Source organism: Streptococcus sp. 121 (assembly GCF_016458205.1).
Classification (GTDB): domain Bacteria; phylum Bacillota; class Bacilli; order Lactobacillales; family Streptococcaceae; genus Streptococcus.
In genome coordinates this window covers 1-12,131 of sequence record NZ_JAEMED010000007.1, presented here as the reverse complement: position 1 = coordinate 12,131, position 12,131 = coordinate 1, and the positions used below count along the sequence as shown (strand labels likewise).

10 protein-coding genes, 1 tRNA gene and 1 other RNA gene are annotated in these 12,131 nt (G+C 42.8%); 3 read left to right on the top strand and 9 right to left on the bottom strand.

The annotated features are described in order from the left end of the window. Positions 1-18: 18 nt before the first annotated feature. The 6 genes from JEQ21_RS02280 to miaA form a co-directional block, all read right to left on the bottom strand. Positions 19-531 carry an adenine phosphoribosyltransferase gene (locus JEQ21_RS02280; RefSeq protein WP_196090842.1) on the bottom strand — a complete coding sequence of 171 codons (513 nt, stop codon included), beginning with the start codon at positions 529-531 and terminating at the stop codon, positions 19-21. An 87-nt stretch (positions 532-618) separates the two neighbouring features. Further along, complete coding sequence (gene recJ / locus JEQ21_RS02275; RefSeq protein WP_199363794.1) at positions 619-2,856, bottom strand: single-stranded-DNA-specific exonuclease RecJ; 2,238 nt, start codon at positions 2,854-2,856, stop codon at positions 619-621. Positions 2,857-2,870: 14 nt separating this feature from the next. Beyond that, a complete protein-coding gene (gene rnz / locus JEQ21_RS02270) occupies positions 2,871-3,800 on the bottom strand; it encodes a ribonuclease Z (protein WP_196090840.1) in 930 nt (309 codons plus the stop codon). Further along, complete coding sequence (locus JEQ21_RS02265; RefSeq protein ID WP_199363793.1) at positions 3,782-4,435, bottom strand: cystathionine beta-lyase; 654 nt, start codon at positions 4,433-4,435, stop codon at positions 3,782-3,784. The genes rnz and JEQ21_RS02265 overlap by 19 nt, the downstream gene beginning before the upstream one ends. Continuing rightward, entirely contained in the window at positions 4,428-5,666 is a 1,239-nt protein-coding gene (hflX, locus tag JEQ21_RS02260) for a GTPase HflX (RefSeq protein WP_199363792.1), read from the bottom strand. The genes JEQ21_RS02265 and hflX overlap by 8 nt, the downstream gene beginning before the upstream one ends. Continuing rightward, a complete protein-coding gene (miaA, locus tag JEQ21_RS02255) occupies positions 5,659-6,543 on the bottom strand; it encodes a tRNA (adenosine(37)-N6)-dimethylallyltransferase MiaA (RefSeq protein WP_199363791.1) in 885 nt (294 codons plus the stop codon). The genes hflX and miaA overlap by 8 nt, the downstream gene beginning before the upstream one ends. Before the next feature lie 68 nt (positions 6,544-6,611). Between miaA and JEQ21_RS02250 the strand changes: the two genes are divergently transcribed. Together JEQ21_RS02250 and JEQ21_RS02245 are read left to right on the top strand one after the other, a co-directional pair. After that, positions 6,612-6,782 carry a DUF3042 family protein gene (locus JEQ21_RS02250; RefSeq protein ID WP_196090836.1) on the top strand — a complete coding sequence of 57 codons (171 nt, stop codon included), beginning with the start codon at positions 6,612-6,614 and terminating at the stop codon, positions 6,780-6,782. A 138-nt stretch (positions 6,783-6,920) separates the two neighbouring features. Beyond that, positions 6,921-7,970 (top strand): zinc-dependent alcohol dehydrogenase family protein, encoded by a 1,050-nt coding sequence (locus tag JEQ21_RS02245; RefSeq protein ID WP_199363790.1) that lies wholly within the window; start codon positions 6,921-6,923, stop codon positions 7,968-7,970. A 359-nt stretch (positions 7,971-8,329) separates the two neighbouring features. Here JEQ21_RS02245 and ssrA read toward each other — a convergent pair. Continuing rightward, positions 8,330-8,677: a transfer-messenger RNA gene (ssrA, locus tag JEQ21_RS02240) on the bottom strand. Between the two features lie 131 nt (positions 8,678-8,808). Between ssrA and JEQ21_RS02235 the strand changes: the two genes are divergently transcribed. Then, positions 8,809-8,896: transfer RNA gene (locus tag JEQ21_RS02235), tRNA-Ser, on the top strand. Between the two features lie 72 nt (positions 8,897-8,968). Here JEQ21_RS02235 and nrdG read toward each other — a convergent pair. Continuing rightward, positions 8,969-9,526, bottom strand: coding sequence for an anaerobic ribonucleoside-triphosphate reductase activating protein (gene nrdG, locus JEQ21_RS02230; protein WP_199363789.1), 558 nt, complete (start codon positions 9,524-9,526; stop codon positions 8,969-8,971). A gap of 13 nt (positions 9,527-9,539) precedes the next feature. Further along, positions 9,540-11,705: an anaerobic ribonucleoside-triphosphate reductase gene (gene nrdD, locus JEQ21_RS02225; RefSeq protein WP_199363788.1), complete on the bottom strand. Its 2,166-nt coding sequence runs from the start codon at positions 11,703-11,705 to the stop codon at positions 9,540-9,542. Between the last annotated feature and the right edge of the window lie 426 nt (positions 11,706-12,131).

Here is a 12,131-nt window from a genome sequence, read left to right as displayed (position 1 = left end):
CCTTCAAGAAGATCAACATTAATAATGCATGAGAACTTTATAGTCGTAATCACCAATGGCTTCGCGACCATTCAAGTCATCCAATTCGATTAGGAATGCACAGCCTGCAACAATACCACCTAAACGCTCAATCATCTCGATGGTCGCTTTAACAGTCCCACCTGTTGCCAATAAATCATCTACAATGAGAACACGTTGACCTGGTTTAATGGAGTCTGCATGCATGGTAAGAGTGTCAAGTCCATATTCCTTTTCATAATCTGCAGAAATCACTTCGCGTGGAAGTTTTCCAGGCTTACGGACAGGTGCAAAACCAATTCCAAGTTCATAGGCAACTGGACAGCCCACAATAAATCCACGAGCTTCAGGTCCTACAATCATATCAATCTTCTTATCAGTCGCGTATTGAACAATTTCCCGGACGGCGTAAGAATAAGCATTTCCATTCGCCATCAAAGGACTGATGTCACGGAAGGTTACCCCTTCCTGCGGATAATTTTCAATTGTAGCAATATAATCTTTTAAGTTCATAATCGACTTTCTATCAAAATGTTTTACAAACCATTCTACCATACTTCAAGTAGAATAGCTAGAAGTCAGTCACAAATAAATCCAGGCTTAAAGAGTCTCCAGCGGAAAATGAAGCAAATAATCATAGATATCTTCTACTGAATCCAAAGCCATTTTTTCTTGGAAATGAGCCAACTCTTTCAAATTCTGATAAATCTGACTCTCCTCGATGGATCGTCTGGCAGCATTCGGATTTTCCTTCAGAATCCCATCTTCAATGGTCACAAATTCCAATTCTTGGAAAATTTGCAACATCTTAATGAGGAGGGGACGTTGGATTTTCAAATAAGTCGCCAGTTCATTTAATTTGTAACGAACATCAAATTCTGGAAACTGCTTGATCGTTTTATACAGCAAGGCAAATTGGTCCCTCGTTCCAACACCCGTAAGATAATAAGCTTCCTTGATGGTGTTTTTGAAATAAAAAACCTGTGGTTGCCGTTCTTGGATAAACCGTGCTAAGGGCTCCACTATTTCCGGAAGTTGGTCTAAGACATAAGCCCTTGCTTGCGGAACATTAGCTGGAAAATCCTCCGTAAACTCCAGAACCGGAACAGAATCAGGGAGTGGCAATTTTGCTGAACGAATATTGTAGAGTTGGAGACCGTTAATCCTGGCATCCACCATCATGAGCTGAAGGCTAGTCTGTCCATTCCACTGATTTACAGCCAAGGTTACTAGAAGTTGGAGCTTTTTAGCCTGTGAGAACTCTAAGGCCAAGTTTCCATAGCCAAAACCAACAACCTCAAAGGCAGACTCCCCTTGGGAAATCTTTAGTTTAAGATGGGCATTTCCTTGCCCCATGCTTTTGCTAGCTTCCACTTGAAAATCAGAAATATAAAAAACGGGTTGCCGATTCTCCATTCCAAATGGAGCTAGTTGCTGAAATTGCTCCAGCGTTTTTAGACTTAAATGCTGTAAATCTAAGGTTTCATCCACTTGATAGGCAGGTTTATCCTTTGGATCCAAGCCAAGGTTGGCAATGTAATCTTCCAAAACCGCTTTTAAGGCTGGTACCTTCTCTAATTCCAAGGTCATTCCTGCCGCACCAGCATGTCCCCCAAAGGCGACAAATAACTCTCTATGTGGATCCAAAGCTTCAAAAAGATGGATGCGTTCAGGACTGCGTGCAGAACCCTTAGCCTTTTCACCATCACTACTCAGAACAATGACAGGTTGCCCCGTCTCTTCCAACAGTCGACCAGCGACAATCCCTAACACTCCCGGGTTCCAACCTTCATGAACTAGGACTTGTGCCTTGGCCTCAGGATCTAGTTGCGCACGCGCTTCTTCATAAATCGCTTGTACCAGCTCCTTGCGTTCCGTATTTTTGGCATCAATCATCTGGGCTAGCTCATGAGCCACCTCATCATCAAAGCCCGTTAGAAGCTCCAAGGCTGGATTTGGATCATCTAGACGTCCCAAAGCATTCAAGCGAGGAGCGATCTGAAAACCAACCGTTTCCTCGTTAGCTTCGTCCAGCTTGAGCGAAGCGACTGCAGCCAATTCCTGCAAGCCAATCCGCTGGGTTTGTTGCAAAATCTTCAGACCGTAAGACACTAGAATACGATTTTCACCGACCAAGGGAACCATATCTGCGATGGTCCCGATGGCAACTAGGTCTAAGAAATCTTGCACCACATCCCCGACCAGGGCACAAGCTAGTTTAAAAGCCACTCCAACGCCTGCCAAATGATGAAAAGGATACGGATCTCCAGGTAATTCCGGATGAATAATCGCGTAGGCAGGTGGCAAGACCTCTGGCAGCGCGTGGTGGTCCGTTACAATGACATCTACTCCAACCTCATTCGCAAACTCCAAGGCTTCGTGACCAGCCACCCCATTATCGACAGTGATAATCAGAGAAATCTTCTGATTTTCGATGAAGTACTTATAGACACTCTTATTGGGACCATACCCATCCGTAAATCGATTCGGGAGGTAAACTTCAACCTCTGCTCCCATTTCCTCCAGAACTTCCTTCATAATGGAAGCACTGGTCATGCCATCAGCATCGTAATCCCCATAAACCAGAATCGCTTCCCCATTCTGAATCGCCTCTTCTATTCGGGCCACAGCTTTTTCCATATCGTGAAAAAGGAAAGGATCGGCAAGATCTTCTAAATTTGGCTTTAGAAAAGCTTCAAGCGCCTCCTTGCTTTGAACCCCACGTTGGTAAAGGAGATCCGCAACGGATTCTTCCAGACCAAACGTTTTGGCTTCCGCGATAAAATCCTGATCTTCTACTTTTGGCCGAAATTGCCAATCGTATTTTGCTTCTATCATTTAGATCCCCTACTCTACAGTGGAATTTCTTCTAAATCTTTGACAACATGGACATTGGGAAAGAGGCTAGCAGCGTCATCCCGCATTTGACTAATGTCTTTTGCCAAAAAGCGTGGGCTAATGTGGTTCAATAAAAGGCGCTTCGCACCGGCTTCCTTAGCGACTTTAGCAGCGTCCATATTGGTGGAATGGCCATGGTTGCGTGCCAATTTTTCATCCCCTTTGCCGTAAGTAGCTTCATGAACCAAGATATCAGCGCCGACTCCTAGGCGGACACTCGCGTTGGTCTTGCGAGTATCACCGAGAATTGTAATCACTTTCCCAGGCCGAGGTGGTGAGAGATAGTCCTTGGCTTTTATCAGTCGACCATCTTCCAAAGTAATATCTTCCCCTTTTTTGATTTTTCCAAATAGGGGACCGAAAGGAACCCCTGCTTGCTTCAAAGCTTCGGCATCCAACGTTCCTTCTAAATCCTTTTGAATAACCCGGTAGCCCACACAGAAAATACTGTGATCAAGGGCCTCCGCATAGACTTTAAACTGGTCTGTTTCCATCATCAATCCGAGCTGTTTGGCATCAAATTCATGAAAATGAATACGATAAGGGAGACGGGAGCCGGAAAGACGAAGACTATTTAAAACATAGCTTCGAATCCCCACCGGACCATAGATATCCAGATCTGTTTGTTCTTCGTTGGCTTGAAAAGCCCGACTGGACAAGAAACCAGGCAGACCGAATATGTGATCGCCATGCAGGTGCGTAATAAAAATTTTGCTGACCTTGCGTGGTCGAATGCTGGTATGAAGAATCTGGTTCTGTGTCCCTTCCCCACAATCAAAAAGCCAAACTTCATTGATTTCATCTAAAAGTTTTAGGGCCAAACTGGAAACATTTCGGGCTTTTGAGGGTTGACCCGCACTGGTCCCTAAAAATTGTAATTCCATTCTTTCTCCTCCATTACTACTGTAAGCTGACGTTCCTTGGAACCATACCAGAGAAGAGTTTCAACTTCTTGTTTCATTAATTGTTCAAGTAAATCTTCTTGGCTATAGGAAACCATTTTCTGACTGCCATCATTTAGTATCAACCGATCTGTTAATGGCGTCAAGGCCTCTTCACTCATAATATCCAGTGTCACCTGTGGACGTAAGATGATACGACCTTCAACATGTCCAACTAGGTGGTTTGGAAAAATAGTCGCAATTTCCCAAAGCAATGCAGGTGTTACAGCTGCTTCCATTTGAGGGAATACCTGTCCCAGACCACTTTCATCAAGCAGAGCCAATCCGTAGGCCTTACCAGACAAATTCAAACGAATAAACGGCTTTGTTTCCACAAATGTAGGCTCTTTTTGAAAGAGGTCAAAGGCCCGACTCATTTCTAACAGGTAATCCATAGCCTCTTTAGGACCCTTCTTCTGATATAACTCTGCAAAGTAAGCATTCAAAACACTTGGGGGAGGAGTAATCCAGGCTAGGATCTCGCTATCTGTCTTCCCTTGTAAAACGTGTTCTAGATAGTTGCGATCCAGAGACGTATAGCCTCCCAAACTAATCGCACGTTCAATCCATTTATTCATAAAAGGCTTCTAATCTCCATTTATTTTTTTCCGCAATCCAACCTGAGACAGTTAATCCCTCTTGATCATATTCACGATTACCAATCAAGGCTAGTTCTTCTAATTCATGTAAGTTGTACTGTTTTAACAGCGGCAAACGAATTTCAAAGGGCTGCCATAAAACCTTCAATTTATTGAGAATGATTTCTTTAAGTTCCTCTTTGGCGGAAGGGGAATAGGCTGAAATGCTTCTAGAAGGGTTGAGGGTCGGTACAAAATCGTCAATTCGATCCAACTTATTATAAAGAGTAATCCGTGGAATCTGATCCATCTCTAATTCCTGTATCAAAGCAAGCACAGTCTCCTCTTCCTGCTCATGGTAAGGATCACTGGCATCAATAACATGGATAAGTAAGTCCACATGTTTGCTTTCTTCCAATGTTGACTTAAAACTGGCTACTAACTCAGTTGGCAAATCCTGAATAAAACCAACTGTATCTGTCAGGGTTGCCTGTAAGTTTTGATCAAGATGGATTTTTTTGGTTGTCGCATCCAAGGTCGCAAAAAGCTCATCAGCCTCATACTGGGGACTCTCTCCAAGAACATTCATAATGGTGGACTTGCCCGCATTGGTGTAACCGATCAAACCAATCTGTAAATCCGAACTTTTCAAACGCTTTTGGCGAATTCGGCTCCGATTTTTTTCAACGGCCTTTAATTGGCGTTCAATATCCGTAATTTGGTTCCGTACAGCCCGACGATTTAGTTCGAGTTGACTTTCACCAGGACCTCTGGAGCCAATCCCTCCCCCCTGTCGACTGAGCATAATCCCCTGTCCCACTAAGCGTGGCAAGAGGTATTGAAGTTGGGCCAGATGAACCTGCAATTTGCCCTCATAAGATCTGGCTCTTAGGGCAAAAATATCTAGAATCAACTGCATTCGGTCAATGACCTTCACTCCCCATTGGGTTTCCAGATAGCTGTTTTGACGAGGAGTCAAACGATTATTTACAATCACACTATCTATTTCTTCTGCTTCAAGCCAGTTCTTAATCTCTTCTACCTTACCACTACCAATCAGACTCCTGGCATCAATTCGCTCCCGTTTTTGAACAATTTCTCGTACAACCTTGGCACCAGCCGTTTGGGCAAGGCGAGCTAACTCTTCCATGGACATCAGAAAATGGTCCATTTTAGGTAATTCTACACCGATTAAGAGAACCCGTTCTTGTTCTTTTTCCGTATTAATCATTTAAAAAATCCTCGACCAATTTCTGAATCTCATCTTTAAAGTCTGGTGTCGAAACCAGAAAGAAATTCGGTTTCATGCGATTGCGAAACCAAGTCAACTGCCGCTTGGCAAAATGACGGGTATTCTTCTTCACAGTATCAAGGGCAGATTCTAAGCTGGTTTCTCCTTCAAAATAGGGAAAAAGCTCTTTGTAGCCAATTCCACGAGCTGCTTGAGTTTGCGGATGGTTGTTATAAAGCCATCGAGCTTCCTCTAATAGTCCATCCTCAACCATTTCATCAACCCGCTGGTTAATCCGCTGGTACAGGACCTCTCGATCATCATCCAAGGCAATCAAAAGGGCTTCAAAATCCTGTTCCTGATTGACCAAGTCTTGACCAAACTTATCTAACTCCAGCGCTCGGGTGGCACGACGCCGATTGATTTCGCGAATCGAAATCCCCTTCTGATTTACCAGCTCGTACAAAGCTTCCGTTTCTAAAGCTTCAAGTTCTTGTCGATAGGCCAAGAGAGCCGCTTGATCCAACTGTCCTCCTAGATGGTACCCTTCCAGAAGACTTTGTAAATAGAGACCTGTCCCACCTACAATCATCGGTAGGGCACCTCTTTGGGCAATTTCTTCAATCTTGATTGTAGCTTCTTGAACAAAATCAAAAGCCGAATACCCCTGATCGACTTCTCTCACATCCAACAAATGATGGGGAACCGATTCCTGTTCAGCCCGAGTAACCTTGGCAGTTCCGATATCCAGACTACGATAAACCTGTTGACTATCCCCTGAGATAATCTCCCCATTAAATTTCTGAGCCAACGCAATCCCCAGAGCAGACTTTCCGACCGCAGTTGGCCCCATGATAACAATTAACTTGGTTTTCATTTTTTTCCTTGAAAAATTCTTCCATTTTCTGTACCATATATTATAACACAGAAAAAGGAGATAGACTTATGGCAAACAATTTTGGTAAAGGTCTTTTGACTGGAATCCTTGGAACTGCAGCTGCTGTTGCAGGAGCTGTTTACGCAGTCCACAAAACCATCATTGAACCTGAGGAACAAAAAGCAGCTTTCATCGAAGAAAATCGTAAAAAAGCTGCCCGCAAACGCGTATCCCACTAATCCAAAAGAGGCTGGAATTCTCAGCCTCTTTTTCTATATTTGCTCACTATACAAATTACAAGTCAGAGCCTCATATCTTTTGAAAAATGATAGCGTTTGCAATATAATGGTACTAAGAATATCAATTGGAGGTTCCCTATGAAAGCAATGGTTTATCAAGGAGAAGGCAACAACGTTCTCATCGAAAAAGATGTACCACAAGTCCAAAAGGCTACGGATGCAGTTATTAAAATCCTTCAGACTACAATTTGTGGGACTGATTTACATATTATCGGAGGAGATGTTCCTGAAGTTCCTTTAGGTACGACTTTGGGACATGAAGGAATCGGTATTGTAGAGGAAATTGGTTCAGCAGTCTCTAATTTTAAAGTAGGTGATAAAGTCCTCATTTCCTGTATCACCTCTTGCGGTAAATGTCATTACTGCAAACAAAACATTCAAGCTCACTGTGAAGATGGCGGCTGGATTCTAGGGCATCTCATTGATGGAACACAGGCAGAGTATGTTCGAATCCCTCACGCCGATAACAGCCTTTACCATGCACCAGAAACAGTTTCCGATGATGCTTTGGTTATGTTAAGTGACATTCTACCAACAGGTTTTGAAATTGGAGTCTTAGATGGCCACATCAAACCTGGACAGTCAGTTGCAATTGTCGGTGCTGGCCCAGTGGGACTAGCTGCTCTAATCACTGCCCAATTTTATTCACCTGCTCAATTGATTATGATTGACTTAGATACCAATCGGCTAGAACAAGCTCAGAAAATGGGTGCCACTACTACGATTCAATCCAGTAACATTACAGAGATACAAGAACAAATTCTGGAGATAACCGATGGACGTGGGGTCGATGTTGCCATCGAATGTGTTGGCTATCCTCAAACATTTGATATTTGTCAAAAAATTATAGCCATCGGTGGTCATATTGCGAATGCTGGTGTCCATGGCAAACCCGTCAATTTTGAACTGGAGAAACTCTGGATTAAAAATATTACGCTTTCAACTGGCTTAGTAAGTGCAAACACTACTGACATGCTCTTGAAAGTCATTCAATCCGGGAAAATGGATCCTCAATTACTAGTAACACATCACTACAACCTATCAGACTTTGACCAAGCCTATGATACCTTTAAAAACGCTAGCCGAGAAAACGCCTTAAAAGTCATCGTGAAAAACAATCTCTCCTAACATACAGTACACATGAAAAGCAGGGACAAAAGAAAATCCCTGCTTTTCATTTCCGATATCCTAAAAGTAAAGGATGAACAATTACTTTTGAACCCTAAAGCAAATCCAGCACCTTTGGGACACTTTGATATGAAAACCAATAGGAACCACTTTACCCATATCAGCATGCAGTCAAAAGATGAAATCGGAGAGATGTTTTCTTCCTACGTAGATTTTTAGTTTTTAGGTCGGAAATTGGGTCGGACTTTTTCAAAAATATACAAGAACAAATAAGAATGTTTTAGAAAAGAAAAATAAAAACCTTGATAAATCAAGATTTCTAGTAATATATAGAAAGTTTTAAAAATTATAAAAACCTATAATGGAGCCGGTGGGAGTCGAACCCACGTCCAAACACCTGCCAACATATTTGTCTACAACCATAGGCTATGTTTTGATTTAACAGTTCCCCCACACATAGCTCAAGTGAAGCAACTGCGAGCCTATCAATCTCTTATGAAAGTACTAGGCTGACTTCCATCGTAGCTTGCTAATAATAAGACCGTAGTTCAACACAAGCAATCAAACCTTGGTCACGCCTGCTGGTTATTAAGCAGCTAGAGCGTAAGAAGTGTTATTTTTTGCAGTTATATTTAACTGGCATTTTTACATCTGCCGATGAGTCGCAAAATATGCCTCATAATGCCTGTCGAATCCGTAACGACCCCTAACATTACTTGATAAGTATATCACTCTTTTATCTGAAAAGCTAGAAAAAACTTTAATCTCATCCAGCATTTTTTTGAAAAAAAGCTTGCACCTGTTTGAAAATGTGGTATACTTATTAGGTCAGTGATTTGGAAGATTACTCAAGAGGCTTAAGAGGCCGTGTTGGAAACGCGGTAGGCGTGTAACAGCGTGCGTGGGTTCGAATCCCATGTCTTCCGTCAGTTTTAGAGGGGGTTACCCTCTTTTTTTGTTTGTAAAAGAAGGCCCACAGTTTACCCGTGGGCCTTCTTTTACTGTTTCAAATTTTCCCAAAGAATAACCGTGTTTGCCTTTAACGATTTGGGTACATCAATAATTCGCTGATTTGAGGATCCTCTAAATTGGAGAGTCAAATCACGTTTACTGGCATCATAGCGGCCATCCACTAAAATATCGATAGACTCCAAGAGTTCTAACTTATCAGGTGTTTCAAGGGCTAGCTCTTCCCATGTAAAGCCTGTCCAAGACCAGATATCCTTAGTCGGAAGTTCTTTTCGAATTCGTTTGACTAAAGGTAAAAGGATTCCTGTGTTGAGGAAGGGTTCCCCTCCTAAAAGGGTTAGTCCTTGAACATAGGATTGGGAAAGGTCCTGCATTATTTGTTCTTCCAATTCCTGGGTATAAGGAACTCCAGCGGAGAAAGACCAGGTTGCTACATTGTAGCAACCTGGACAATGGAAGAGACAGCCACTCACATAAAGGGAACAGCGAACACCTTCTCCATCTACAAAATTAAAAGCCTTGTAATCCATGATACGACCTTGACTAAGTTCCTCACTTTTCCACTCCTGAGGTTTTGGATTGTTCATATGATTCCCCCTCTTACAGACTGGAGCTGTTCATATGCTTCACCCGGGCCGCTATTTCCTTGTGTCGTCCTCTGACCATTGGTCTAGCCTGGGGATTCCCTAAATATCCGCAGGTTCGCTTCACAACGTCTACCATTTTTGGATCGGTCATCCCACAGGCGGGACAACGGAAGCCCTTCTCAGTTGGCTCAAAATCCCCAGCAAAACCACAGGCATAACACCGGTCAATGGGGGTATTGGTTCCCAAATACCCAACACGATCATAGGCGTAATCCCAAACAACTTCTAGTGCTTTAGGATTTTGTTGAAGAACGGGATATTCACAATAATGAATGAAACCGCCTGTCGCCCCAGCTGCTGGATAATCTTTTTCAAACTCTAATTTTTCAAAGGGAGTTGGGTTCTTTCGCACATCGTAATGGAAACTATTGGTGTAGTATTCTTTATCGGTCACATTCTCAATGAGACCGAATTTTTCAGTATCCAAACGGCAAAAGCGATCGGTTAAGCTTTCAGATGGGGTTGAATAAACTGAAAAATGATAACCGAACTCGTCTGACCAGGTTTCGGTCAATGACTTCATCTTTCGAATAATGTCCAGTGTGAACGTTTTGGCTTCCTCATTCCCTTCCCAGTTCCCACCATAAAAGACACTAGCTACTTCGTAGAGGCCAATATAGCCAAGAGAGACAGTAGCACGACGATTTCGAAAGACCTGATCTACCGAGTCTTCTGGTCTTAAGCGTTGACCGAAAGCACCATATTGATAAAGGATGGGAGCATTTGCCGGCTTCGCCTCTTTAACCCTCTCTATCCGATAAATGAGGGCATCTTTAGCAAGTTCCATTCGCTCATCGAAGAGCTTCCAGAAGGCTTCCTTGTCTCCTCGGGTCTCTAAAGCAATTCTCGGAAGATTAACAGTCACAACTCCCAAGTTCATCCGTCCAGCATTCACTTCTCTCCCCTGTTCATCTTTCCAACCTTGGAGAAAGGACCGACATCCCATAGGAACTTTGAAGGAACCGGTTAGGTCCACAATCTTATCGTAGGAGAGGATGTCGGGATACATACGCTTTGTAGCACATTCAAGAGCCAACTCTTTGATATCATAGTTGGGGCTTCCTGGCTCAAGATTCAAGCCTCTCTTTAAGGTAAAAATTAACTTCGGAAAAATAGCGGTGCGGCCCTCACGTCCCAAACCTTGTATGCGAATGTGCAAAATAGCTTTTTGAATTTCTCGCTCAAACCAAGATGTCCCCAAGCCAAATCCAAGCGAGGTAAAAGGAGTCTGGCCATTAGAAGTAAAGAGGGTATTGATTTCATATTCCAGGGACTGCATGGCATCGTAAATGTCCTTTTTCGTTTTTTTCAGGGCATAAGCCTCTGCCTTTCCTTCTTTGACCCATTCCTCGGCTTCTTTCAGATGCTTCTGATAATTCAGTTCCGCATAGGGGGCCAGAATTTGATCTATCCGATCAGCAGAACAGCCACCATATTGACTAGAAGAAACATTGGCAATGATTTGGGAAATTTGTGCCGTCGCCGTTTGAATCGATTTCGGACTCTCAACTTCTGCATTTCCAATTTTAAACCCTTGTGCCAACATTCCTTCAAAATCAATTAAACAACAATTGGTCATAGGTGTATAAGGGTTATAATCCAAGTCATGAAAATGGATGTCCCCTTTTTGGTGGGCATTTGCCACATGTGAGGGTAAGAGCTTGAGTCCAATTGCTTTTCCGACAATCCCCGCAGTCAAATCCCGTTGAGTATTAAAAACATCCGCATCTTTGTTGGCATTCTCATTCACCAAACGACTATCTTTTACTAAGAGTTTCTGAATCGCCTGATTGATATCTAGGGCTGCTAAACGCTCCTGCTCTTTTTTCTCAGCATAAGCTTGGTAAAGAGCAAGAAGTTCTTCTTGTTTTTCCCTTAAGAGCAATTCTACTACCAATTGTCGAAGCTCTCCTACAGAAATAAAATCCAACTTCAACTGTGATATCTGCTCTTCCAAAGCTTGCTGGACTTTCGTTAAATCCTTCTGAGATAGAGCGTCCTCTAAGTCATGATTACTCCGTTCGAGGCTTAGAGTTAACTTTTGAAAGTCAAAAGGAACCGATCGACCATCACGTTTTTTCACCATTAAGTTTTGCAATTTGTCTCCACGATTCTTCATCTAAAGATCCTCCTCGTAATATAAGTTTAGAGGGTTATTAAAACCCAGTTTGAACAATAATTGTATAAATGCTTGACTATTGCAATGTTTCCCAGAACAATAGAGTTATGGAAAGGACTCATGGTTGTTTCTTATCCTCCTTGTTGCTCAGTCTTCATTACAAAGTCTGTTACCCAGCCCTTCATTTTACCTCCAACCCACTAGCTGTTTCCACCTCTTCACTTCTGCTCTTAGTAGAGAGTAGGCGGCTTGTGAATAGGTGATGAGAATTCTATTATGCGAGGCTGTCGAATGAAGGACTTCTGGGGAACCTTACAGTAGTCAAGGAAACTTCCAAATCTAACAGAAAGGAGACCTTCCACATGAAATGTTTTGTCGGTTTAGACGTCAGTTCTACCAAGTTAGATGTCTGCATTATGCTCAGCG